Here is a 26181-nt window from a genome sequence, read left to right on the forward strand (position 1 = left end):
GTGGTTTTCGGAGAGAGGGAACCGTTGGCGAGTTTGCGCGCCACCGGCTGAATGGTACTACCTTGGCAAGCCACCAACCGCGCCGGGGGCGGCGATTTTTCTCCGAACGGCTGGCCGGCGCGTTGATTTCGCACCCCGCCGCTTCCAGAATTGTCGAAAGGATATAAAACCAACCACGACCACGGTTTGGAGATACTCATGCACGTTCACCATTCAGGCACGAAATGGCTCGTCGCCGTCGCGATCGGCGCGACTTTGTCGGGGTGCGCCACCAACCCCGACGGCACCACGAACACGAACGACCAGCAGGCGACCGTCGCTCAGGGCGCGGTGTTCGGGGCGCTTGTGGGCGGGCTGCTCGGCGCCGCCGTCAGCGGCGACAACCGGGGCCGAGGCGCTTTGATCGGCGCCGCGGCCGGTGGTTTGATCGGCGCCGGCATCGGCAGTTCCATCGCCGAACGCAAGGCTCAGTACGCCAACGAGGAGGACTTCCTGGTCGCGGAAATCCGCCGTAATCAGGAGTTCATTCAGGAAGCCGACGCCCAGAACCGCCAGCTTTACCAGGAAATTGCCCAACTGGACCGCGAATCGCAGCGGCTGGCGCGGCAATATCGGGCGGGCAAAGCCTCGCGGGACGCCCTCGTCCAGCAGAAAGCCACCGTGGAAAAGCAACTGGCCAAGGCCAAACAGATCAACTCACTGGCCGAGAAACAACTGGCCGATGCCGAGCAGGTCCATCAGGAATCCCAGCAGAAGCGAGGACCGCAGGATCAATATACCCGGCAGTTGGAGTCCAATCTGGTGGAACTGAAGGAAACCCGGCAAAAATCCAGTCAGAACGTCGCCAGCTTGCAACGGGTTTACGACAGCATGTCCATCTAGCACAACAACGCTCGAAGCATCCCCCCGCCCGCCATCGGGCAAGCCGGGGATGGGGAGATCACGATCATGGCATTCACACGCGGTTATGCCGGTATCCTGAGTCTGCTCCTGCTGGGAGGCTGCGCCGCCGATCCGACCAACGATCCGCACGGCGGCGGATTCTTCGGCGGCGTGCACGGGCTGGCGGCCGGCGACTACGAAACGCGCCAGCAGGGCTTGCAAGAGCAGCGGGACGACAGCCTGAACCAACTGCGCGCTGCGGGAAGAAGGCGCCTATCTGGAAAGCGAGCGACAGATGAAAGCCGACGAGGTGGCCGAGCAGCGCCGCCAGTTGGCCTCGCTCAAGGCCAGAAACCGAGCACTCGCCAAGCGGGTCGATCAGTTGAAGCGATCCAAATCCGCCACCGATCAGCGCACGGCGGAGTTGCAGCGCAAGCAACAACAATTGAACCGCGACATCCAGGAGTTCGAAGTCCAGCTCGACAAGGGCCAACTGACCGCCGCCCAGGCCAATTCCAAACGGCTCAGCCTGGAACGGCAGTACGACGCCATCAAGAATCTGTGAGACGCGGGACGTGGGGCATGAACGATGCTTGCCGGATGCCGGCACTGTTGCTGGCGGCATGGATCATCGCGATGCCGGCCGCCTTGGCCCAGGATAGCGAGCGGAACCGCTATTTCGTCCAACAAATGATCGAAATGGCTGCCACCAACAACGAGCAGGGAGTGGCGGGCATGCAACGGATGCTGGAACAGAACCCGAGACCGGCGGCGCCTGATCAGGCGGCGGCGCGCGCCGCCTTTCAGCATGGTCTGGCCCTGTTTGGGCAGGATGCGCTGGACGCGGCGCTGGAGGCATTCCAGCAGGCCAGCCGGGACGATCCCGGTAACGCCGACGCCGCCAACTATGCGGGGCTGGTCTACCGCAAGATGGGTCGCTTTCCCGAAGCGGAAGCCGCCTTGCAACAGGCGCTCGCCCTCGAACCCACCCGGGCCGTGGCCTGGTTCCAGCTCGCCCAAGTGTACGGCCTGACCAACGACGCCGACCGCGCACTGGGCGCCTTGGCCAACACCTACCGCTTTGCCCAGAATCAGATGCGCGCCGAGGAAATCCTGCGCAACATCGCCGAAAACGAGGCGGCCGACATCCTGCGCAACGCCGCTCTGGAAACCTTGCGGCTGTTCCATCTGCCGGCGGAAGCCGTCATCGTCCCGCCGCTGCCGGCCAACCCCGACGGTATCGTGCCGATGAACAGCGCGCCGATCCCCACCCGCGCGCCATGAATTTCCCGCTTCTCGCCTTTCGTGGCGTGGCGCTGGCACTGGCGCTGACCGGCGCTTTGCCCGCCTCGGCCAGTCAATACGAAACGATCGATTATTACGTCCAGCAAATGATCGCCCTGGCCAGCGCCAACGAAGAAGCTGGCGTACTGATCTTCCGGGAACAAATAGAAAACCTGCCACGACCGGAACCGGGCGATGCCCGGCAGGCCAGCCCTTTCAGCCAGCACGGCCAGGAGCGGTTAGCGGGCGGCCAATTGAAGGAAGCGTTGGCGGCGTTCCGCCAGGCCTTCATCGCCGATCCCGCCGATCCGGAAATTGCCGGCGCGCTCGGCCTGACCTATTTGCGGTTACGCCGTTTCAAGGAAGCAGAACGTTTGTTGGTCTACGCGCTGTCCCTGGCACCGACCCGTTCGGCGTCCTGGCTCGCCCTGGGACAAGTCTATGGTCAGCAGGGCGACGTCCGCCGAGCGACCGGCGCGTTCGTCAACGCCCTCCGCTTCGCCCAGGACCAGCCACAAGCGACCGAACAACTGCGGCAACTGGCCACCGCCGACCCGGCGGATGCCGTCCGCATCGGCGCGTTGCAAGCCTTGCGAGCTACGAAGCCCGCGCCCGCTACCAAGCCCGTTCCGCTCACTGATTCCCCACCCCCTCAACCGGCCGTGCCGGTCCAGCCTGGGGGTGATTCCAGGCACGTTTCCGAAATCCAAACCACCCCTTCCACCACGACAACCCGCGACCTACTCGGCTCGCTGAAACAAGGTTTGGCCTTGTTGGCAAAACCGGCCGACCCCGCCACGGCGGAGCCAACCGCGTCACCGGCGGCGGATAACGGCAATCCTGGGCAACGCATTTACCGACGCGGCATGCCGCTCACCTGCCTGATCGTTACTTTCCAGGATGGCAAAACCGCCAATCTGGGCAGTGGCCTGCTGGTATCGAAGGATGGGCTGGTCATCACTAACAACCACGTCATCGATAAAGCCGAGAACCTGGCGGTCCGCTGCGGCGACCGGGAGTCGGTGGCTCGCATCCGCAAACGCAGCAAGGAACCGGACTTGGCGTTGTTGGCAACCAAACTCAAAAGCAAGGAAAGCTTTATTCTCAACCAAACCTACAGCCAGGATCTGATCGGGCTGGATGTGTTCGTGATCGGCAACCCCTACGGCTTGGAGAGTACCTTTTCGACCGGCGTGATCAGCGGACTGCGCGAGATCGATGGGGTCCGCTACATTCAGATTTCCGCGCCGATCAGCCCTGGCAACAGCGGCGGACCGGTCATCCTGCGGGACGGTACCGTCATCGGCGTCGCCACCATGGGGTTGAAAGTCGGCCAAAACCTCAATTTCGCCATCGCCGCGGCCGATGTCATTGCGTCCCCGATTTTTGCGCCGAAGCAAATGCAAGTCCGCTCGGTGAGCGCGCCCTGAATCCACGCCCGTTCCGGTTCGGACGCGCGGGCGGCGTTCACTCCACCGCCCCCAGCGCCAGTACGTAGCCCCCCGCCACCAGCAGATCGCCCGGCTTGGCGGCGGCGGCGGTGTCCACGCCGGGACTGAGCACGTCCAGCACCTCGCCCGACGGTGCCAACCGGTAAACCGACATGTTCTGGCTTTCCAATTGCACCCACCAATCCTCGCGCCGCACCTGCACCCGCAGATGGCGACGCGACAACCCCAGATATTCGGCGCTGATACCGACCGTCTTGTTCGGTTTGCCCTCCCAACGCAGAGAACGCGGATCGGCCAGCAGGCGTGGCGCGATATCCGCCTCCGAGCCACGACCGAAACTCACCGCCCGCTCGCGCGGGACCGGCAACGCCAGCGGCGCCGGTAGCCGCACCCAGCCGAGATAATGCCCCGTCATCGACGATGGCGCGGCGAGGAATTCCAATTCCAGCTCCGGAAACGGCCGCCACACGCCGGGCAGCTCCAGCGGCGCCGACAGCCCCACGACCTCGCCAAACAACCGATCCGCGCTGTCGATCCGCAGCCAGGCGGCGGCGTCGGGATGGTTGTCCAGCACCAGTCCACCCGCGCGGTTGAAGCTGATCCGCCAGTCGCTGATACCGGCCGCCGCATAGGTCGACAAGCGTTGCAAGGCGACGCCCACCACCTGCAAGCAAGCCGCCGGTCGACGGGGAATCCAGGTGTGCTGGTCGAGTCCGGCCGGCGGCGCGGGCGCGGGTGGCGGGGAAGACTCCAGAATGGCGGCCGGCGGCGCGGACGGTTCCTCGAAATGTATTGGGATGCCGAACACCGGCTCGCGCCGGCCCCAATGATCGATCATCGTATAATCGCCGTCCGCCGGGGCGGATGGCTTCGATCCCGATGCCGGCTTGCCCAAATCGGCGACCGGGGCGACGGGCCGCCGTTCCGGCCGCGCCGGCGATTCTGGCGACGCCTGTTCCGGCAACGTTGGGAGCTCCACATCCGCCGACAGCGCCACGACCCGCAGCCGCAAACCACGACCACGATGGTCGCGCGCCACGAAGCCACCCTGGCCGTCGCCGGTCAGATTCAGACAGGCCGGCGGCTCCTCCACCACATCCACCAGGGTCGGCGCCTCGGATCGCTGGAGCAGCAATATCGATTCGTTGCCTGGGAACGGCCAAGCCACCACCGCGTAACTGCTGGCACGCCGATCACCGTTGAGCAGCGTCAGCCGCTGGCCGGGATAGATCGATCCCACTTCCCGCCAATCGCTTTGCCCATCGGCCGTCACCTCGATCCGAAAGACCGGCGCTTCATCATCGGCCGGCAGATGGATCGCCCGACCGAACAGTGCCTGCACCTCGCCCGGACGCAACACCGGGTCCGGCTCCAGGCGATAACGAATCGTCGCGTTCTCGGCCAGATGCTCGCCCAGATCCCGTTCGTGCAAACGCCGCAGTTCCCGCAGGAGCAAATGGCGACCGAACCCATCCTCCAGTCGTTCGTCACGAATGGAATCGCGTTCCGAAATCCGGATGACGACGTGGCTGTAGTAGATTTCCTGGCGCTGGCCGGCGGAACGCGCGATACGTCGCGGATGGCGCTTGAGTGCTTCCAGCAGCAACACCCCCTCCTGGCCGATCCGAACCCGATCCCACAACCATTCGGCGTTGAAGATATCCGGCACCGCGCGCAAGTTCACGCAGATGACATAATCGGAAGCAATCAGGGCATTAGGGTGAGTGGTCATCATTTCCTTCCTCGACCGCGACGGCCAGCGCCACGATCGGCAACACGAATAGCACCAGATGGCTACCGGCGGCCGAGAGCAGCGACATCGGCTGGCCCATCACCGGCAGAAATCCCAGATTGGTACCCCATGACACCAAAAAAATGCGCGCCGAGCAAGGCCGCGCCGCCGCACAGCGCAAAATAGGCGAAGCCGCCAAACGCCACCAATCGTTGGTCATTGCGGTCGGTCCGTCTCAGGGCGCGATCGGCGATAGCCACCAGCAGCAAAACGAAGGCCGTCTGCGTAGCCACCAGCAGCAACGCCGCCAGACCGCCGTAGCGATTCAGGAAAAACGTCGGCGTGAAGTCGTTTTCCACCAAGGGAACGGTCATGACCCGCCCGTTGGCCGTATCGCTCCAGACCGCGCCGGTCCAGCCGCCGGCCCGGATCGCCTCCAGCGCCCGGCGCGGTTGATAGCCGGCGTGCGGGTATTGCTCCGGCGCCATCCAGGCTCGAATCCGAATCGGCTGCAAACTCGGCGGCAAGCTGTCCGGCCATTGACGCAACCCCATCACCCCACTCGCCAGCGACCCGACCAGCACGAGCAACGCCAATCGGCCGCCCCACCGCCAACCCAACCGAGGATGCACCCGCAGGTAGCTCCATGCCAATGCCAGCACCCAGAGTAGCAACAAAACCAAGGGCGAAAAATCGCGCAGGATTCCCAGCGCAAAACCGCTCGCCACCAGCAACAATAGCACCGGCCCCAAAGAGAGCGGCCACCGGGAGAGTTTTCGGGCGCCCCCCTCTCCCGCGCCGACCGTCAGCGCATGAGCCGCCAACAACACCAACGCCAGCTTGGCCAGTTCGAACGGCTGGAAACCGCTCCAACCGCCCTCGTCGCCAAACGCGGCCTGCGCCGCCAGCAATATCAGCGCCGCGCCACCCAGCGCCAGCGGTCCCCAGCGCGCCAGCCGAAAACCCAGTCCGTCGACCGGCCGCCAGCGGCGCCAGACGCTCCGCCAAGCCCACGCCAGCCAGCCGAATGCCCCGGCCAGCGCCGCCCCGCCACCGCCAAAGCGCGGCCAACCGGACTCTTCGGCGCCGGTTCCCAATTGCAGCAGGGTGATCCACCCACCGCCCAGCAACAGCGTCAGCACGACCAGCAAACCAACGCTCCACGGCGAGCGTACCGCCGTCAGCCACAGCAACAGCACCGGCCATGCCAACAAGTAGGGCCACAGCACCGGAACGGTCAAACTGCTCAGATAGAGACCCAGACCAACCCCGGCCAGCGCCAGCGCGCCCGCGATCCGGCCGCGATCGCCCGCACTCGGCCAGCGCCCGTCGCGCGTCCGAACCGGCCAGATCAACCCCAGCGCCAGCAGGGGCAGCGCCAGACCCAGCGGCCAGGCCAACGCACCCAGGCCGGGCGGCCATAGCCAAGTCACCGAGTGCCAGTGCACCTCCACTGGGGGCGTGACCGGACGCGGGGCTATCGCGGCGGGCCAGCGCTGGGCGCGGGCCACGACCGCCAGTTCCAGCACCGGGACGGTCCGCAATACCCGATACCGGGTACGACCGATGATCAAGTCGTCGCCGATCGCCAGCGGGACGGAGCGCCGCCACAGCGATTCGGCCTCCGGTCCGCCCGCCGCCACCGTCACCGCCGGACCGTCCGGCCGCCCGGCCTCGCCGGGGCGCAGCACGAAACCCGAGTCGACGGGCGCCAGCACCACGGTATCCAGCGGCACCCCCACCAAGCCCAACCGGTCGGCGCAATGGACGCCGCCCCCCAAGCGCAGCGGTCGCCGGACCAGGCCGAGCCATCCCAGATCGGCCATGCGCTCGCGCCAACGGCTCCGCCAGTCCGGGTAACATTCGGGCAGCGGTTGGCCATCCAGGCGCAAACGAAAACCATCGTATTCCCAACGCCGCCCACCCTCTTGCAGCGCCAATCGCCCACCTTCCACGCCAAGTACGGTAAAGGTCTGACCGTCCGCGACAAAGGCCGCTCCCGCTCGCAGTGACCATTCCCGGATCGGCTGCTCGTCGCCGCCACGGGCCGGTTGCCACAACACCTGCTTGTCGGTGGCGATATTGGTCAGCCGCCAACCGCCGCCGACTTCGCGCCACAGCAGAATATGTTCGCTGTCGGCCTGCGGCGCCCGCAATGCCTCGCGACCCAACATGACCGTTTGGCCCGGTTCCAGGGTGACGGTCAGCACCCAGGGCTCCAGCCAGGCTGGTGCTCGATACACGGTCCACCCCGCCGCCAACACCGGCAACAACCAGAGCAACGTCAGCCACCAGCGACCAGCCAGCGCCGCCGGCCAGCGAGGCGCGACGGAATCGCCACCGGCACGGAGTCCGGGTTCACTCATCGCCTTTCGCCTCGGCCAGCGCCGTCAGCCAAGCCGCCGTCAACTCGCCGCATTCCGTACCGTCGGGACCGATGGCGGGACTGATCCAACAAGCGAAGGCCAGACGTCGATTCTCGCCCGGCAGCGCGCCCGGTTCCAGCCAGCCCACCAGCCAGGCATTCGCCGCCGCTTTCGTGGAATCCAACCATGCGGCGCCAGCCTTCAAATAGAGCGACGACCGGATCGCATCGAAGCGCAAATCCGCGAAAGCGGTGCGCAGCGGTTCCTCGTCCAGCGCCAACCGCATGCCCCGCCGAATGCGGTCGGTGGCGATGTCGAGCGCGGTTGCCGCCGCGTCTCGCGCCGGTTGACCGTTCAGTTCGACCAGCACTCTCGGCGGCGTCCGCTGGCCGGTGGCGATGACCGCCGCCAGCTCGGCCAATTGTAGCGGCGTGACATACACGCCCTGTCCCAGCGCCGCGCGCCGGACTCGTCCGCGATCGCTCATCGGTTCCAGCGTCGCCGCGCTGGCTCGCAGGACATCGCTCGCCTCGATCAGGTTGGCCGGCAACAAACCGCCATCCAGATCCCGGGTCGAGTCGAAACCGAGTTCGGCCATGATATTCAGCAGCGGCCGTACCCCCCGCAACGCCGCCGGAGTCAGGGCTCGCGCGCTGGCCAAGCCCGACGAGCCCGCATCGTCCAGCAACGTGGCATCGGTGGTCTCCACCAGCCAGGCAAACCAACCGCGCGCGGAATCGCGCAGCGCCTGAATCAGGCCATACCGCTCATCGCCATGGCGACGCATCCGTTCCAGCAAAGTCTGCCCGCCATCCTGTTCATCGCAAACCGCCGACGGTTCGCGACCGCCAGCGTGGCTCGGATAACACGCCGCGTCCGCCGCAAAACCATGGGCCAGCGCGAGCGGCCAGCTCGCCAGTGCGTCGGCGGTCAAGCCCACCAGCGCCGCCGCCAGTTGCGGCCGGTGACCGGCTTCCCGCTCCAGCAACAAGGCATCGACCAGCTCGAAAACCGAGCCAACCGAGTCCGAGCCGTCGCCGTCGTGCTGCCAGGCTCGAACCCACAACGGATTGCGGCGCGGTCGCACAGCCGCCACGAACGTGGATAGATCGCTCCAGGCAACGCCGACCGGCGGTTCCGGGCTACCGGCCACGGCCAAGATATCGCCCTGGTCGGCATCCAGCACGATCAGGCTCGTCACGCGCTCTTCCCGCCGGGCATCGGTTTCACTCGCCGCAACGCCGATGGCCGGCGATCGTTCCAGCAGCGCCCGCCGCGCCGCCTGCTGCAAGCGGGGGTCCACGGTCAGGCGGGCCTCGACCGCCGTTGCGCCATACCGACCCAACCGCGCCAGCACGCCGCCCACCGAACCGGCATGGACCGGACCCAGGCCGACCAACGCCGCTAACCCCAGATCCCACACTGCTCCGGTCGGTTGGCCGGCTTCCCACAACAGCGTCCCTGCCCGGTCGCGCAACGTCACTTCGGCCGGCGACGGTCGGGACGGGTCGCCACCATTGGCCGCCGGCGAATCGTACCAGCGCAGGCGACCATCGACTCGGCGGATATGGGCAAAGTCGTAACGGTACAAACCGGGGAATGCCTCGGCCGGCAATGGTTGAAAAACCAGTTCCAATTCCGTGGCGCCGTCCCGCATTTCCAACCGCAACCAGCGGGCCAGCGCGTCCCGCCCGGCGCAGGGTCGCGCGTCCACGCAACGCGGGGCGCTGGCCAGCACCGTGGCGCCGGTCACGGCCGGGGGGCCGCCCACCACCAGCAGTTCCAGCCGCTCGCCGGCCTGGGCCGGTCGCGGCAGGCTCAACCGAAACCGCACCGGCCACCGCTGCTCCAGCTCCGGCCAACGCGCCACCCGTCGCCAGGCTTGCCAACCGTGTGGCGCTTCGATAAACAAGCGTCCGGCCAGCAGCGGCATGGACTCGGTCAGCATCAGCGGCACCTCCTTCCAATCCGCCCGCCAATCTCCGTTCAGATCGGCATTCTCCGGCCGCCAGCGCACCGCCGCCAGCAGTTGGCGCGCGTTGAACGTAGCCACTTGGCGGCGTACGTAGCGGCCGGTGGTGCTGAAATGCAACGCCTGATGCAAACGTTGTATTTCATCATTCCACGGTCCATCCAACCAAGCGTGTTCACCGTCACCGGACGCCAGCAGGTCGGGACGGACACGAGCGAACGCGCGGCGCAAGGGTAGATCGGCCGGCGCGATGGCGATCCGACCATCTTCGCCCGACCGCAGCAAACCAGCGGCCAGCGACCGCTCGAACAGTTCGGCGTCTTCGCGAGGCGGGGGCGGCACGGCGGGCGCATACTGGCCGGGCGCCAGGCGGAATTCCCGCGCCGAACCGTCGCCCGCATACCACAATACGGTTCGCGGTTCCGCGTCGGCCATCCCGAGCTTTTCCAGCGGAGGGCCGTATACCTCGATCCGCAGCCGCCCAAGCGAACAGGCGCGATCCTCCAACCTTCGCACTCGCAGCGCGCGATCCCAGCGCCCGGCGATCACCGGGCCGACGTTCCACAGCAACCAGAAATCGCGCTGGAACGCCAGTGCCGGCCCCGCGCCCGTTTCCGCCGTGTCCGCCAGCAGCAAGACCGGCCGCTGATCATGCAAGGTCACCCGCAACGACCCCGCGTCGGCGTACGATCGCGGCGGCATGCCCGCCGGTTCCGTGGTCACGACGAAAGCCGGCACGTCCACCCCATCGGGACCGTCATCCAGCAACGGGTTCTTCAGACCGCCATCCATCGCTTGGGAAGGATGAGCGGCACGATTGGCGGCGGCGACTTCCCGCAGCCGTGACCAGTCCCAGCCGACGTACAGTGGCGCCATGACAGGTCCGGCGGCGGAATCGACGCTTTGGTCGCACAAAGCCAGATCCTGCTGACCGATCGGTTGGCCCGGTCCTCGTACCAGCAGCAGCCCGTGGCGTGGGATAATCAGATGAAATCCCGGGCCGGCGGGAATGGTCACCGCCTCCTCCGGCAAGCCCGTCGGCAACCGCGCCGGTGCCGCCGGCAGGGGCGTCGGCCGGGTATAAATCGCCGCCAGTTGCGCCCACAAGGCCCCCACGCCGAGAGCCATGCCCAGCGCGAACAGGACCGACGGCAACAGCCGGCGCGACGCGGCGCAATTCAGTGTCGATACAGATTTCATGTGCAATGATATAAAGGGGGAACCAGCTTGACCCGGCGCCTATCGATTAGTTTACTGGATTACCATTCTGCCCCGAGAATGCCCAGCCTGGAGAATGCCCCATGCAAAGTGGTGAACGGATCGCGATCAATGGCCGAAGTTACCGGCTCGGCGCCATTCTTTCGCCCGGCGCCGGCAGTTACGGTCAAGTCTGGGCGGCCACCGATGACGCCGGGCGCGCTGTCGCCCTGAAGTTCATCAATACCGAAGCGATGTCACAGGCCGACCCCGCCTTCCAGGGTCATTGGCGCGCGCACCTGGAGCGGGAGATCGCATTTCTGGACGGCCTGGGCGCCGAACAGTCGCGGCATATCGTCGACCTGCTCGACCACGGTCAAATCGACGGTCAGCCGGTGCTGGTACTGGAACGGTTGCAGGCCAACCTCGGTCAATGGCTGACACAACAGCGGCGGGACGGCGCGCCGCCCCAGGAACTGGATCGCATTCTCGACTGGGCCAGGCAGATTTTGACGGGCTTGGCGGTGATCCACCGCGCCGGCTTCGTCTACCGCGATCTTAAACTCAGCAACATCCTGATCGGCGACGACGGCGATCTGCTCAAGCTGGCCGATTTCGGTTCACTCAAACGTGAGAACGGCGACAGCACCCGTTCGTTCATCGGCACTCCCGCCACCATGGCGCCGGAGCAGATCCTGCCGGTCGGTCACGGCGCGGGCGGCTGCGAGTATGCGGTGGACTACCGCGCCGATTATTATGCTCTGGGTCTGCTGCTGTTCAGCCTCATCACCGAACAGCCGACCACCGAGGCCCAGCGCCGGCTCGGCCAATTGCTGACCCTGCATGGTCAGGAAGGCGCTGCCCAGCGAGGCGAGCAACTGGGCGGCCTCACCGAGGACGAACAAGAGCAACTGCGGCGCTCCATCGAATTCTGGACGGTACCAGCGCTACCGGAGCATGGACACGGCGGCGCGGCGACCCTGTTGACGGACCTGATCGAGCAATTGCTGGCGCGCGATCCCGCCGACCGGCCAAGCGATGGTGACGCCATCCGCGCCGTGCTGGATGCGGCGCGTTCCGGCCAGTCCATCCTGCCCGCCCCGATTGCGGAACCGGATTGGGACCTGCCGCTGTCGGCCGATCCACCGCGTCGGCACCCGCGCCGCGCCGACGCACCGACTTTTTCGCCCTGGCTGCGGCGATCGGTGGGACTGGCTGGGATGCTTGGGTTGGCGAGCGTGTTGGCCTGGACGCTCCTCCTCCAGCCAGCCGGTCAGATCCGACAGGATCGCCAGCAGTCGCCGGACGCCGTCGCCAGCGCCCCAGTGGTATCCGATACCGTGCCACCGACGGAACCGACCGTGTCCCCGACTCCGACACCCATGGTCGCCGACACGCCACCACCGCCGGCCGCCACCACCGCGCCGGAACCGCTCCAGGATGTGGACACCGCGCCGGTCGCGGCCAATACCGATCCACCGGCGCCCGCCGAAACCGATGCCGGAACCGAACCCGAACCCGAACTGGCAACGACTGTCACCACTCCGTCCGAGATCGAACCCGCCGAACCCGCCGAACCCGTCGAACCGGTGGTTATCGTCGCTCCGCCCGCGATCGTGACGCCCGCCACGCCGAAACCCGCCCCGTCAGCTCAGCCCAAATACTCGATCAAGGCCAGAACCGCCAAAGCGGCTCCTGCCGCGCCCATCGTCGAGGAGCGCGCGCCGGCACCCGCTTCGCGGATCACGAAATCGGCATCGAAACCAACCGCGCCAACGGCGGCGACTTCCAACAGCACCCAGCGTACCGCGAAAGCCACTCCGGCCACCCGCGCCAGTCGCACCGCCACAGCGGCACCCGCCACCGCAACTCCGCGCGCGACCCGACCCGCCACCGTGCCCGTCAAGCCAGCGATCGCCCGCGCCGCGCCGCGCCCACAACCAGCGTCGCCAACCCTGCCGCCGATCGAACTGAAATCGCGCTCGCAACCCACGGCGTTGAAGCTACCGCCGATCGAACTGAAATCGCGCTCGCAACCGGCGCCACCGACCCTGCCGCCGATCAAGCTGGTGAGCCACTCCAGCGGCACCGCGCCAGCCACCGCTCCCGCCAAACCGCCCAGCGCGCCGATGAACCGCTCCAAGCCGGCGGCAGGCACGACCGGCGGCGTTTCCGGTCCGACCGAAACCTTTACCCGCTGGGTCAGCCGCACCAGCACGGCAGTAGGGTCGGAAGTGCAACGTGGACTGGAAAGCGTCAACCGGGCGCTGAACGGTAACGGTGAGACCGCTCAGGTCGAACGTCGCGATCACTGGTCTCCCCGCTATGTCGAACAGTCGGATTCTCTTCCGCAACGGCGACAGGAATACCGCTGACCTCGCAACAGAAGGGCCGAGCACCTCTCCTCACGCTTGGTTACGACCCAAGCGACCGACGGTTAGCCGTCGTCGCCCGTCGCCTCCGCCGGCCAAGGCGGCAGTAGGCCCACCTCGGGACGGCGGGTCCGCAGCCACTCGTGAAACAGCCGGGCCAAGCGCGGAGCCTGTCGATTGTTGGGGGTGTGAATGAAGACATACGGCTCCCGGCCCTCGTTCAACCAAAGATCGAGTTTGTCCAGCCAAGGCGCCAGATACGGCCGGTTCGCCTCGGGGACGGGATGGCCGATGTAACGGATGAACGGACGTGGACCCAAGCTGATGGCGTGGACCGGTAGGCGCGGCTTCCGGCCCTGGGCGGTCTGGGTATCCGGATCGGTTGGGTCGGCGTCGAACAAGGCGCGGCTGTCCAGCATGACTCGGTCGAGATCGAGATCCCGCAATAATCGATTCAACTGGCGCTCCGCTTCGCCCTTAGCGAAGAAGGCACGATGCCGCACCTCGACCGCGTACTGAAACCCAGCCGGCAGCGCGGTCAGATAATCGCGCAACACCGGCAGATCGTCCGGGCCGAAGCGGGACGGCAATTGCAGAAAGCTCGGACCCAAGCGCCCGGCCTCCGCCAGTGGTGTCAACCGGTCCAGGAACTCCGTCGTTTCCGCCGCGACGCCACGTAGTCGCCGCTCGTGACTGATGACGCGCGGAAACTTGAAACAGAACCGAAACCCCGGCGCGGCCTCGTCCCGCCAACGCAAGACGGTTTCCGGTTTGGGCAATCCGTAGAAACAACTGTTGCCTTCAACCGTATCGAACACCGCCGAATATTGGCGCAGGAAATCGCTAGGCTTGGCGGCGGGGGCAAACAGCTCACCGACCCAGTCGCGGTTGCTCCACACCGGACAGCCGAGGTGATGACGGGCGCGTGTCATGATCGATCCTGCTAAATTCCAGGGGTGCGAACATTGTCCAAACGTGGCCCCAAAGCCGCCTCCTCGTCGAACCGGCATTGCGCCATTTCATGCCACCGGAATCCAACAGTTTGGTGGTCATCGCGAACGAGTTGTGGCCGGCTTGCGAATGAAAATCCCCCAACTCTCCTTCCTCGGATCACTTGCGGTGAGTGCCGTGTCCTAAACTGGCAATAGGGTGTCCTCACCCACCTCGTCGGTCCATACCGTGAATCGCTCCAACCGGCTGGGGCCGAAGGAGGTCAGCAGCGCCACATCGGCGGCGTCGAGGCCATGAGCCATCAGCACTCGACCGATGCGAGGTATGTTGTTGCGTGGATCGAAAGGGTACCAGCGACCGCCCAGATACGCCTCGAACCAGGCACTGAAATCCATCGGACCCGTCACCGGCACCCCGATATCGCCCAGATAGCCGGTGCAATATCGCGCCGGGATGTTCAGGCAGCGGCAGAACGTGATCGCCAGGTGGGTAAAATCACGACAGACGCCGACTCGCTCCTGGTAGGTTTCGTAGGCGGTGCGGGTCTTGCTGGCCTGCATGTAGTCGAACATGATGTGATTATGCACGAAGTCGCAGATCGCCTGTACTCGCGCCCAGCCCTTCGGCACGGTGCCGAACAGTTGCCAGGCCAGATCCACCATCCGATCCACCTCGCAATAACGACTCGGCATCAGGAAGGTAAGCGTCGCATCCGGCAAATCGTGGATCTCGTGCTGTGCGGCGGCGGGATTCCGTGGGTCCGGCTGGCCGCTGTCCTCGACCACCGCGTCGTTCCAAAATCGAATGGGACCGGCGGGAGCCACCAAACGGCCACAGCGATTGCCAAACACGTCGGTGTAGTCACTGACCTGCACCGGCGGCTCGACCAGCAGATAGTCGCCCCGCCGGATTGAGGGTCCGCGCGACGGATGAAGGTAGAGCATTGTGATGATCGGCGTTGGCGCCGGATGTTCGAAAATGATGTCGTAACCGGCCCGGATCAGCATGAGAATTCCTCAGCGTGAAGAGAAGTAGGTAACTGGAAAACCTTAACGGCGGCGGATCGAATCGCCAACCGGCTTATTCCACGCAGGTCGGAGGAATGGCGAGGAATGACATGGAAGGTTTCGATCGATGGGCAAATCCTGCCCAAACCGTTGGTCGAAGCTGAAACGCTTCGTGACCAAGAGAATCGCCAACCCTGCCCGAAGTGACCCGCGCAAGCGATGAAGCGCCTGTCATTCAGCCTCAGGAAGGCGGAGATCGAGGACCAAACAAAATAGCCCGGCGAAGCCGGGCTATTTTCATCAATCTCAATCCTGAACGCTTAGTCCATGGAGCGGATATTGGCTGCTTGTTTACCTTTGGGGCCAGTGGTCACATCGAATGAAACCTTCTGGGCTTCCCTAAGGGTTTTGAACCCTTGCCCCTGAATGGCCGAGAAATGCGCGAATAAATCCTCACCACCGTCGTCCGGGGAGATGAAACCAAAGCCCTTTGCTTCGTTAAACCATTTAACAGTACCACTTGCCATGTCTTTAAGATCTCGAAAAAAGATTGAAAAAAATTGAGCAGCCGCTCATGGGCACAAGAGTTAAAATAGAGGAACTGACGAGCCGAATACCAGACAAGAAGGGTTTGCAGCGAATGGACAGATAATCTACTAAAAAATCTTGCGCCAATCACTATAGGGCACAGGACCAGATAAAACAAGCGTCTATTGAAAAATTCATTGAAAAATAAAAAAAATTCGTATAAATAACAGATCAATATTTCCTCAAAGCGCCGTTACCTGGACATCGACCGTCAGCATCGGGATTTGGCCCTTGGGTCCGACGAAACTACCGGCAACCGGCGGCACCACTTCCGGATGACGAGCCACCGCGACCGGGATATGCCGACTGCCAGTCAGCTCGCCGGCGGTCGGATCGAAACCTTTCCAGCCCGGACCGGGCAGATAGACTTCCGCCCAGGCGTGAGTCGTCGCACCGCCCGGCCCAAGCTCGGGAACATGCGAATAACCGCTGACGAACCGGCTCGCCAGGCCGAGAAACCGGCAGGTTTCGATGAACAAGGTTGCGTAATCGCGACAGGAACCACTGCGGATGGCCAAGGTCACTTCAGGTGGCTGCACGCCGGGCTCCTCGCGAATGACATACCGGAATTCCTTGGCAATGATACGGTTCAGTCGATCCAGCAACACGTAGGTTTCCACTTTGTCGCGCAGCAGATTCAGGCTATTGAACCAATCGCGCACCACCGGCTGCTGATCGAGATAAACCGGTTGCTGAAAGGGCGCAAGATCGACCCTTTCTTCCTGGAGGTATTCAAACGGATAATGGACCGCGTAGTCCTCGACGATGAAATCGAGCGGCGCCACTTCATAATGCCGGATGATCACCTCGCTGCCGATGGTCAATCGTTGCGCGGTCTCCGTAAAGTTGGCCACGGCCACCGAGTTGTCGAACACATCGCGATGCCACTTGATGCGATGAGCAGGCGAGATGTCGAGTTTCGAAGCCTCGATGCGCACGTCATGCCCCTCGCGCGGACGAAGTAACAGCCGATGCGGCAGCAACGTCACCATGCCGGAAAATTGATAAACGGTGAGATGCCTGATCCTCAAACGTTGCATGTTTTATACCCTACCGATTCAGCTTGGAATTCAGCTTAACACCAACTCCTGGCCGCCCGCGACCGCCACCACGTTCCATGCCGATATCGGATGCAATTGCCGACAGCCGGTCTATAGTTTTACTGCTTGTCGATGGTAGGCGAATGGACAGACAACGCCGCCTTTCGACGCCTGCCCCACCGGCGTTTGTTCTCCACGACACGGACGTATAACCACAACCAATCACCAAAGGACCTCGTTATGACGATCCAGAATTACAGCGACCTGGACCCCCAGGAAACGCAGGAGTGGCTTGATGCCCTCGAAGCGGTACTGGAAGCGGAAGGGCTGCAACGCGCCCATTTTCTCCTGGGCGAACTGCAAAACAAGGCCCGCGCCACCGGCGTCCACATGCCCTACAGCGCCAACACCCCCTACTTCAACACCATCCCGGTCGACCAGGAGGAGTACACCCCCGGCGACCCCGGCATGGAATGGCGCATCCGTTCGCTGATCCGCTGGAACGCGCTGGCCATGGTGATCAAGGCTAACCGCATCACCTCCGAACTGGGCGGGCACATCGCCAGCTTCGCCTCCAGCGCCACCCTCTATGATGTCGGCTTCAACCACTTCTGGCACGCCCCCGGCGACGCGCACGGCGGGGATCTGGTGTTCATCCAGGGCCACTCCGCCCCCGGTATTTACGCCCGCGCCTATCTGGAAGGACGGTTGAACGAGCAGCAACTCGACAACTTCCGGCAGGAGGTGGATGGCAACGGCCTCAGTTCCTACCCGCACCCCTGGCTGATGCCGGATTTCTGGCAGTTCCCCACCGTGTCGATGGGTCTCGGCCCGATCCAGGCCATCTACCAGGCGCGGTTCATGAAGTACCTGCACAATCGCGGCATCGTCAATACCGAAGGCCGCAAAGTCTGGTGCTTCTGCGGCGACGGCGAGATGGACGAACCGGAGTCCCTGGGCGCCATCGCCCTGGCCGCCCGCGAGAATCTGGACAATCTGATCTTCGTCATCAACTGCAACCTGCAACGGCTCGACGGTCCGGTGCGCGGCAACGGCAAGATCATCCAGGAACTGGAAGGCGATTTCCGAGGGGCGGGTTGGAACGTCATTAAGGTACTGTGGGGCTCATATTGGGATCCGCTGTTCGCCGCCGACAAGAAGGGCCTGTTGCTGAAACTCATGGAGGAGTGCGTGGACGGCGAGTATCAGAACTTCAAGGCCAAGGGCGGCGCGTACACCCGCGAGCATTTCTTCGGCAAGTACGAAGAACTGAAGCAGATGGTCAGCCACCTGTCCGACGAGGACATCTGGCGGCTGAATCGCGGTGGCCACGACCCGCACAAGATTTATGCGGCCTACGCCGCCGCGACCAAACATACCGGCCAGCCGACCGTGATTCTGGCCAAGACCGTCAAGGGCTACGGCATGGGCGTGGCCGGTGAGGGCAAGAACATCACCCACTCGCAGAAGAAGATGGGTGAACAGGCGCTACGCGACTTCCGCGATCGCTTCCACATCCCCATTTCCGACGACCAGCTCCAAGCCGCGCCGTTCTACAAACCGGCCGACGATAGCCCGGAAATCAAGTATCTGAAGGAACGCCGCGCCGCGTTGGGCGGTTATCTGCCGCAGCGCCGCCGTACCGCCGAACCGCTCATGGTGCCGCCACTGGCCACCTTCGACGCCCTGTTGCAGGACACCGGCGAGCGCGACATGTCCACCACCATGGCTTTCGTGCGCGTCCTCACGCAACTGGCGCGCGACAAGACCATCGGCCGCTCGGTCGTGCCCATCGTCGCCGACGAGGCCCGCACCTTCGGCATGGAAGGCATGTTCCGTCAGATCGGCATCTATTCGCCCCGAGGGCAGCTCTACGAACCGCAGGATGCCGACCAGCTCATGTTCTACAAGGAGGACAAGAAGGGGCAGATCTTGCAGGAAGGCATCAACGAAGCGGGCGCCATGTCCTCGTGGATTGCCGCCGGGACGGCTTATAGCAATCACGGCGTCAACATGATGCCGTTCTACATCTACTACTCGATGTTCGGCTTCCAGCGCATCGGCGACCTGGCCTGGGCGGCCGGCGATTTGCAGGCACGGGGCTTCCTGATCGGCGGCACCTCCGGGCGCACCACCCTGGCCGGCGAGGGGCTGCAACATCAGGACGGCCACAGCCAGATTTTCGCGCAGTTCATTCCCAATTGCGTGTCCTACGACCCGACCTTCTCCTACGAATTGGCGGTGATCGTCCAGGACGGGCTGCGGCGGATGCTCCAGGAGCAGGAAAACGTCTTCTACTACGTCACCACTCTGAACGAAAACTACCATCATCCGGCCATGCCGGAAGGCTCAGCGGAAGGCATCCTCAAGGGCATGTACCTGTTCCGTCAGGGCGAGGGCGACGGCCCTCGGGTGCAGCTCATGGGTTGCGGGTCCATTCTCCGCGAGGTGATCGCCGCCGCCGACCGGCTACGCGAGGATTGGGGCGTGGTGGCCGACATCTGGGCGACGCCGGGCATCAATGGCTTGACCCGCGAAGGGCAGGATACCGCGCGCTGGAACCTGCTACATCCCACCGAACCGCCGCGCCAGAGCTACGTCGAAACCTGCCTGGCCGACCATCCGGGACCCGTGGTGGCCGCCACCGATTACATGAAGTTATACGCCGAACAATTACGTCCCTTCATACCACGCCATTATCTGGTGCTCGGTACGGATGGCTACGGACGCAGCGACACTCGTGCCAAGCTGCGCCAACATTTCGAGGTGGATCAGTACTACGTCACGGTGACCGCGCTCAAGGCACTGGCCGACGAGGGGAAAATTCCCGTCGCCAAGGTCGCCGAAGCCATCGCCAAGTACGCCATCAACCCCGAAAAGCCGAACCCGCTGACGGTATAAGGGAGAATCCCGGTGAGCATCATTAAAGAAATTCATGTGCCGGATATCGGCGACTTCAAGGGCGTGGACGTCATCGACGTGCTGGTTGCCGCTGGCGACAGCGTCGATGTGGAAACACCGCTGATCATCCTGGAAACCGACAAGGCGTCCATGGAGGTGCCTTCCCCATTGGCCGGCGTGGTTCGGGAAGTCAAGGTCAAGGCTGGCGGCAAGGTCTCGCAGGGCGACCTGATTCTGTATCTGGATGTCGCCGAGAGCGTGTCCGCGCCCGAGCGTCCCGCCGCCGATGCCGGTGAAGCAGCCTCCGCCAGCAGTCCCGGCGAAGCGCGCGAGGTGCGAGTGCCGGACATCGGCGATTTCAAGAATATCCCGATCATCGAGGTGCTGGTCGCACCTGGGGATCATGTCGAAATCGACACGCCGCTGATCACCCTGGAAAGCGACAAAGCCAGCATGGAAGTACCCTCGCCCCATGCCGGCACGGTGCAAGGCATCGAGGTCAAGGTCGGCGACCAGGTCTCGCAGGGCGATCTGATCCTGATGTTGAGCACGAGCGGAGCCGACACCGCCGCCAAGCCGCAATTGCCGGACACGCTCAGCGCGATCACGCTCGGGCCGCGCGCCCCGAAGCCGGAAGGCGCACCGAAACCGCCGCCGGTCTCGAAGCCGCCGTCGGCCGATACAGCGCCGGCGGCCAGCTTCGCCAAGGTTCACGCCAGCCCCTCGATACGGCGTTTTGCCCGGGAACTGGGTGTCGATCTGACCCGCTTGGCCAAGGGTTCCGGTCCCAAGGGACGGATTCTCAAGGAGGACGTGCAAGCCTTCGTCAAGGGGGTGATGACGGGCGCGACCCCAGCGGCGGCCCCGGCGGGCGGCGTGACTGGCGGTGGCGTCCTGGATTTGCTGCCCTGGCCGAGCGTGGATTTCGCCAAGTTCGGTCCGGTGGAAGCCAAGCCGCTGCCGCGAATCAAGAAAATCTCCGGCGCCAACCTGGCACGCAACTGGGTAATGATCCCGGCGGTCACCTATCACGAAGACGCCGACATCACCGACCTGGAAGCCTTCCGCCTCCAGATCAACAAGGAGAACGAGAAAGCCGGCGGCGCCAAGCTGACCATGCTGGCCTTCCTGATCAAGGCCTGCGTCCGGGCGCTGCAAAAATTCCCGGAGTTCAACACCTCGCTGGACGGCGACAACCTGATCTACAAACAGTATTTCCACATCGCCTTCGCCGCCGACACCCCCAACGGACTGGTGGTGCCGGTGATCAAGGACGCCGACCGGAAAGGCATCTTCGACATCGCCGCGGAAACCGGCGAACTCGCCAAGAAGGCGCGCGACGGCAAGTTGGGACCAGCCGACATGCAAGGCGCCTGCTTCACCATTTCCTCGGTGGGCGGCATCGGCGGCACGGCCTTTTCGCCGATCGTCAACGCCCCGGAAGTGGCGATTCTGGGCGTCAGCAAATCGATCATGAAACCGGTGTGGGACGGCAAACAGTTCGGGCCGCGCCTGATCCTGCCGCTATCGCTGAGTGCCGACCATCGGGTGATCGACGGCGCGCTGGCGACCCGCTTCAATGTCTACCTCGCGCAACTGCTGGCGGATTTCCGCCGCGTGCTGCTCTAACCGGAGGCCGCTGCTCATGAGTCTCGTGGAAGTCAAAGTCCCCGACATCGGCGACTTCAAAGGCGTGGATATCATCGAGGTGCTGGTCAAGCCAGGCGATGTCCTTGCCCCGGAAGATCCGCTGATCGTACTGGAAAGCGACAAGGCCTCGATGGAAGTACCCGCGCCCCAGGCCGGGACGGTCAAGGAACTCAAGGTCAAGATCGGCGACAAGGTCTCCGAAGGCGATGTCATTCTGATGCTGGAAGCGAGCGCCGACTCGGCCACCGCCGCCGCCCCACCGGCCAAGCCCGCCGAACCCGCGTCCCCTCCGCCACCCGCGCCCGCGCCGGTTGCGGGTGCGTTTGCCGGCAAGGCCGATCTCGACTGCGAAATGCTGGTGCTCGGCGCCGGGCCGGGGGGTTACTCGGCTGCGTTCCGGTCCGCCGATCTGGGCATGAAGACCGTGCTGGTGGAACGCTACCCGACCCTGGGCGGCGTTTGCCTCAACGTCGGCTGCATTCCCTCCAAAGCCCTGCTGCATGTGGCGGCGGTCATGGACGAGGTCACGCACTTCGCCGACCTGGGCGTGACCTTCGGCACACCCACCGTGGATCTGGACAAGCTGCGCGCTCACAAAGGCAAGGTGGTGGGCAAGCTGACCGGCGGATTGGCGGGCATGGCCAAGGCGCGCAAGGTGGAAACCGTGCGCGGCTACGGGAGTTTTCTCGATCCCCATCATCTGGAAGTTGAACTCACCGCCGGCGACGGCCAGGACAAGAGCGGCGAGAAAAAAATCGTCCGCTTCGAGAAGTGCATCATCGCCGCCGGCAGTCAGGCGGTGCATCTGCCCTTCATCCCGGACGACCCGCGCATCGTCGATTCCACCGGCGCGCTGGAACTGCGCTTCATCCCGAAGCGGTTGTTGGTCATCGGCGGCGGCATCATCGGCTTGGAGATGGCCACGGTCTATTCGACGCTGGGCGCGCGCATCGAAATCGTGGAAATGCTCGATGCGATCATGCAGGGTCCCGATCGAGATCTGTTCAAGGTCTGGGAGAAGATGAACGCCAAGCGCTTCGACAAGATCATGCTCAAGACCAAGACGGTCGCGGTCGAAGCCAAGCCGGAAGGTTTGCTGGTGACCTTCGAGGGCGACAACGCCCCGGCCGAACCGCAACTGTACGACATGATCCTGCAATCGGCGGGTCGCTCGCCCAATGGCAAGAAAATCGGCGCGGAGAAAGCAGGCATTGTGGTCAGCGATCGGGGTTTCATCCCGGTGGACAAGCAGATGCGCACCAACGTGCCGCATATCTTCGCCATCGGCGATCTGGTCGGCCAACCGATGCTGGCGCACAAGGCCGTGCATGAAGCCCATGTCGCCGCCGAAGCCGCCACCGGGCAAAAGAGCTTCTTTGACGCCAAGGTGATTCCCGGCGTGGCCTACACCGATCCAGAAGTAGCCTGGGTAGGTTTGACCGAAGCGGAAGCCAAGGCCCAGGGCATCAAGGTCGGCGTGGGTAAGTTCCCCTGGGCCGCTTCCGGCCGCGCCATCGCCAATGGTCGCGACGAGGGCTTCACCAAACTGATCTTCGACGAGGATAGCCATCGCATCGTCGGTGGCGGCATCGTCGGCACCCATGCCGGGGATATGATCAGCGAGGTGGCGCTGGCCATCGAAATGGGCTGCGATCCGGCGGACATCGGCCTGACCATCCACCCGCACCCGACTTTGGGTGAGTCGGTCGGCATGGCGGCGGAGGTGTTCGAGGGCGTTTGCACCGACCTGCCGCCGATGAGAAAGAAAAAGTAAGCATCTCGCGGGTCCACCCGTTCTCAATGACGGGTGGACCCGTTTCTTGAATTCACTCGATCAGGACCCACTTGCATGGCCGCACTCGAAGTCGTGAAAATCGACATGAAGCAAATGACGGCGATTCCCCAGGAGACCAGCCAGACCTGCTGGTTCTCCTGCTATCAAATGATGCTGCAATGGAAAGGCTACGGCACCGGCAAGATCGGCGATTACAAAGGGGAATTTCCGCCCGCCCCGATCAAGGAAAAACTCGAAGCCGCGAAAATCGATTGGAACGATGCAGTATCGACCGGGCTCAAGGGCAAGGATTTTCGCAAGGCTGCCCACGCGCTGGGTTTGGAAGCCAACGGTGTGGGCCAGCCGTGGACAACTCAAGACTTAAAGCGATTCTTGTCGTACCCCAGCCCCATCTGGGTGGCCGGCAACTGGGATAACTTTTTCCATGTCGTCGTGGTGACCGGGGTCGAAATCGACAATGACCTGGACTGGGACGAGGTCGGCACGCTCAAGGATCGGTCGAAAGTCACGTACATCGACCCGAATTGGAAAGGCGCCAAACAAGCGAGCATCGAAACGCGATCTTGTTATTCCTGGTTGCCTGGTTCTTATGCATACAAAGGCATCATCGGCGCTTGGCAAGTGTGGAAGAAAAGCTGAATGCCGACGCATCGTCGGATGGTGATGGCCCAACCAAGGACAAAGTAGAGGCTCCCATCATGCACGACCACGACTTCGATGAAGAATCGTATGACCCGGAAGCGCCCCGGCCGCCCAGCAAAAGCCAACGCAAGCGGGAGGCCACCGCCTTGCAGGATCTGGGCGAACACCTGGTGAAGCTCACCCCGACGCAGTTGCGGCGGGTGCCGCTGCCGGAAGATTTGTTGGCCGCGGTACGAACGGCGCAGGCCATTCCGCAGCGGGGGGCACGCAAGCGGCAACTGCAACTCATCGGCAAACTGATGCGCCGGCTCGACGACCCGGAGCCGATCCGCGCCGCCCTGGCCACCCTGGTGGCGCCGCGCCATCTGAGTTGAACCCATTCAAGCGGCATCTCCCAGCCGGTAACCGACTCCGCGCACGGTACGAATGACCCGTGGATCGAGCTTGCGGCGCAGATTGTGGATGTGGACCTCGACGGCATTGCTTTCCACTTCCTCGCCCCAACCGTACAGCCGATCCTCCAACTGTTCGCGGGACAACACCGCGCCCGGCGTTTCCAACAACGCGTGCAGCAACGTGAATTCCCGCGCCGACAGGGGTACCGGCTGCCCGCGATACTCAACTCTATGCGCGACCGGATCGAGCCGCAGCGTTCCCACCTCGATCAGATCGCGCGCCCGCCCGGTCTGGCGGCGCAACAAGGCCCGCATCCGCGCCAGTAGTTCAGTCAGATCGAACGGCTTCACCAAATAATCGTCGGCGCCGCTGTCCAGGCCCTTGACCCGGTCCGGCACCGCATCGCGGGCGGTGAGCACCAACACCGGCACGGCATTGCCGCGCTGGCGCCAGTCGCGTAGCACCGCCAGCCCGTCCTTTCTCGGCAGACCCAAATCCAACAGCACCAACGCATATTCGGTGGTCTCCAGCGCCAGTTCCGCGTCGCGCCCGTCCCGTGCCCAGTCCACGGTAAATCCTTCGCCGCGCAACCCCTTGCGCAGGCTGTCACCGATCATCTCGTCATCCTCCACCAGCAATACGCGCATCCCGAACGCTCCGCTCCACTCGATTGTCAGTACAACCCAGGCAATGAGCTTACAATTGCCCGGCTTCCGCTTCCATCCGACTGGAGAATCGATCCTGACCAACCCACCCTTGTCCTGGCTGCTGCTGCTTGGCGCGCTGACCGCTTTCGCGCCGATGTCGATCGACATGTATCTGCCCAGCCTGCCGGCCATTGCCGCCGCGTTCGCCACCGATTCCGCCGCCGCCCAATACACCCTGGCCAGTTTCTTTATCGGATTGGCGCTGGGTCAGGCCGTCTATGGTCCGCTCGCCGACCGTTACGGCCGCAAGCCGCCGCTATATGCCGGATTGGCGCTCTACATCGTGGCCTCGATCGGCTGCGCGCTGGCACCCGACATTGCCACCTTGACCGTGCTGCGGTTCGTGCAGGCGATAGGGGGTTGCGCCGGCGTGGTGATCGCGCGGGCCGTGGTGCGCGACCGCTTCGATGCGCGGACCTCGGCCAAGATTTATTCACTACTGATGCTGGTGATGGGATTGGCGCCGATTCTGGCCCCCATCATGGGTGGCTGGATTCTGGCGCTGGCGAGCTGGCGCGCGATTTTCGGAGTACTGGCCCTGTTCGGATTCGCCACCCTGCTGCTCAGTTGGCGCCACCTGCCGGAAACTCGTCCAGCGAACGCGATCGGTGACGGCGGAGTCGGCGCGGCCCTGCGCGTCTACGGCGACTTGTTGCGCGACCGGAATTTCATCGGGTACGCCCTGAGCGGCGGATTCGCGCTGGGCGGCATGTTCGCCTACATCACCGGTTCGCCGCATGTCTTCATCGAACTGTACGGCGTGCCGGCGCAATACTACGGCTGGCTGTTCGGACTCAACGCGCTGGGGCTGATCGCCAGCTCGCAGTACAACCGCCGGCTGCTGACGCACCACACCGCCGATGCGATCCTGCGTCGCGCCAACCGCGTGACCGTGCTGCTGGGACTGGTGCTGCTGGCGGTCGCGGCCAGCGGCTGGGGTGGCCTGCCGATACTGCTGATCCCGCTGTTCGGCTACATCGCCAGTCTCGGCTTCACCGGACCCAACGCCATGGCCTGCGCACTGGCGCATCAGGGCATTCGCGCCGGCAGCGCCTCGGCCCTGATCGGCTCGCTGCAATTCGGCGTGGCCACGGTTTCCAGCATGCTGGTCGGATTGCTGGGCGGCGGCTCGGCACTCTCGATGGCGGCGGTGATCGCCGGCTGCGGCGTACTGGCCTACGGCGCGCATCGGCTGCTGGTCGGGGAGGGAATGCCCGAATGACCAAAGCCTCGCGGACCCTTCACGGA

At 64.2% G+C, this 26181-nt stretch carries 19 protein-coding genes; 11 read left to right on the forward strand and 8 right to left on the reverse strand.

Annotation, left to right across the window (positions count from 1 at the left end):
* Positions 1–198: 198 nt before the first annotated feature.
* The 4 genes from E4P82_RS09640 (at position 199) to E4P82_RS09655 (ending at position 3596) form a co-directional block, all read left to right on the forward strand.
* A complete protein-coding gene (locus E4P82_RS09640; RefSeq protein WP_169248680.1) occupies positions 199–882 on the forward strand; it encodes a glycine zipper domain-containing protein in 684 nt (227 codons plus the stop codon).
* Positions 883–1177: 295 nt separating this feature from the next.
* Complete coding sequence (locus E4P82_RS09645) at positions 1178–1447, forward strand: hypothetical protein (RefSeq protein WP_169248681.1); 270 nt, start codon at positions 1178–1180, stop codon at positions 1445–1447.
* Between the two features lie 17 nt (positions 1448–1464).
* Positions 1465–2166 (forward strand): tetratricopeptide repeat protein, encoded by a 702-nt coding sequence (locus E4P82_RS09650; RefSeq protein ID WP_169248682.1) that lies wholly within the window; start codon positions 1465–1467, stop codon positions 2164–2166.
* Complete coding sequence (locus E4P82_RS09655; protein ID WP_169248683.1) at positions 2163–3596, forward strand: trypsin-like peptidase domain-containing protein; 1434 nt, start codon at positions 2163–2165, stop codon at positions 3594–3596. Before E4P82_RS09650 ends, E4P82_RS09655 begins: the two co-directional genes overlap by 4 nt.
* Positions 3597–3633: 37 nt before the next feature.
* On the opposite strand, the gene E4P82_RS09660 is transcribed toward E4P82_RS09655, so the two are convergent.
* From E4P82_RS09660 to E4P82_RS09670, 3 genes are read right to left on the reverse strand one after another with little or no spacing between them, the layout of a single operon-like run.
* Positions 3634–5352 (reverse strand): hypothetical protein, encoded by a 1719-nt coding sequence (locus E4P82_RS09660; protein ID WP_169248684.1) that lies wholly within the window; start codon positions 5350–5352, stop codon positions 3634–3636.
* A gap of 59 nt (positions 5353–5411) precedes the next feature.
* Positions 5412–7715, reverse strand: coding sequence for an FtsW/RodA/SpoVE family cell cycle protein (locus E4P82_RS09665; protein WP_169248685.1), 2304 nt, complete (start codon positions 7713–7715; stop codon positions 5412–5414).
* Positions 7708–10887: a hypothetical protein gene (locus tag E4P82_RS09670; RefSeq protein WP_169248686.1), complete on the reverse strand. Its 3180-nt coding sequence runs from the start codon at positions 10885–10887 to the stop codon at positions 7708–7710. Before E4P82_RS09670 ends, E4P82_RS09665 begins: the two co-directional genes overlap by 8 nt.
* Before the next feature lie 101 nt (positions 10888–10988).
* On the opposite strand from E4P82_RS09670, the gene E4P82_RS09675 reads away from it, so the two are divergent.
* Complete coding sequence (locus E4P82_RS09675) at positions 10989–13259, forward strand: serine/threonine protein kinase (protein ID WP_169248687.1); 2271 nt, start codon at positions 10989–10991, stop codon at positions 13257–13259.
* A gap of 62 nt (positions 13260–13321) precedes the next feature.
* Here the strand turns inward: E4P82_RS09675 and E4P82_RS09680 are convergent, their stop codons facing one another.
* From E4P82_RS09680 to E4P82_RS09695, 4 genes are all read right to left on the reverse strand, one after another.
* Entirely contained in the window at positions 13322–14188 is an 867-nt protein-coding gene (locus E4P82_RS09680; protein WP_169248688.1) for a DUF72 domain-containing protein, read from the reverse strand.
* Between the two features lie 201 nt (positions 14189–14389).
* Positions 14390–15214, reverse strand: a complete 825-nt coding sequence (locus tag E4P82_RS09685) for a transglutaminase-like domain-containing protein (protein ID WP_169248689.1) — start codon at positions 15212–15214, stop codon at positions 14390–14392.
* 320 nt (positions 15215–15534) lie between these two features.
* Positions 15535–15741 carry a cold-shock protein gene (locus E4P82_RS09690; RefSeq protein ID WP_169248690.1) on the reverse strand — a complete coding sequence of 69 codons (207 nt, stop codon included), beginning with the start codon at positions 15739–15741 and terminating at the stop codon, positions 15535–15537.
* A 243-nt stretch (positions 15742–15984) separates the two neighbouring features.
* Positions 15985–16842: a transglutaminase family protein gene (locus tag E4P82_RS09695; protein ID WP_169248691.1), complete on the reverse strand. Its 858-nt coding sequence runs from the start codon at positions 16840–16842 to the stop codon at positions 15985–15987.
* A gap of 246 nt (positions 16843–17088) precedes the next feature.
* On the opposite strand from E4P82_RS09695, the gene aceE reads away from it, so the two are divergent.
* From aceE to yjgA, 5 genes are all read left to right on the forward strand, one after another.
* Entirely contained in the window at positions 17089–19743 is a 2655-nt protein-coding gene (gene aceE / locus E4P82_RS09700) for a pyruvate dehydrogenase (acetyl-transferring), homodimeric type (protein WP_169248732.1), read from the forward strand.
* Between the two features lie 12 nt (positions 19744–19755).
* Positions 19756–21372, forward strand: coding sequence for a dihydrolipoyllysine-residue acetyltransferase (gene aceF / locus E4P82_RS09705; RefSeq protein WP_169248692.1), 1617 nt, complete (start codon positions 19756–19758; stop codon positions 21370–21372).
* Positions 21373–21388: 16 nt separating this feature from the next.
* Positions 21389–23167: a dihydrolipoyl dehydrogenase gene (gene lpdA / locus E4P82_RS09710; RefSeq protein ID WP_169248693.1), complete on the forward strand. Its 1779-nt coding sequence runs from the start codon at positions 21389–21391 to the stop codon at positions 23165–23167.
* Between the two features lie 75 nt (positions 23168–23242).
* Entirely contained in the window at positions 23243–23827 is a 585-nt protein-coding gene (locus E4P82_RS09715; protein WP_169248694.1) for a papain-like cysteine protease family protein, read from the forward strand.
* Between the two features lie 59 nt (positions 23828–23886).
* On the forward strand, positions 23887–24204 hold the full coding sequence (gene yjgA / locus E4P82_RS09720; RefSeq protein ID WP_169248695.1) for a ribosome biogenesis factor YjgA: 318 nt from the start codon (positions 23887–23889) through the stop codon (positions 24202–24204).
* A 6-nt stretch (positions 24205–24210) separates the two neighbouring features.
* Here yjgA and E4P82_RS09725 read toward each other — a convergent pair whose 3' ends face one another.
* A complete protein-coding gene (locus tag E4P82_RS09725) occupies positions 24211–24873 on the reverse strand; it encodes a response regulator (RefSeq protein WP_169248696.1) in 663 nt (220 codons plus the stop codon).
* Positions 24874–24916: 43 nt separating this feature from the next.
* Here E4P82_RS09725 and E4P82_RS09730 point away from each other — a divergent pair, with 43 nt between their 5' ends.
* The gene (locus E4P82_RS09730) at positions 24917–26155 is read left to right on the forward strand and encodes a Bcr/CflA family efflux MFS transporter (RefSeq protein WP_169248697.1); all 1239 of its coding nucleotides are present in this window, start codon (positions 24917–24919) and stop codon (positions 26153–26155) included.
* Positions 26156–26181 lie beyond the last annotated feature (26 nt).

The organism is Candidatus Competibacter phosphatis (assembly GCF_012939995.1).
Taxonomy (GTDB): Bacteria; Pseudomonadota; Gammaproteobacteria; order Competibacterales; family Competibacteraceae; genus Competibacter; species Competibacter phosphatis.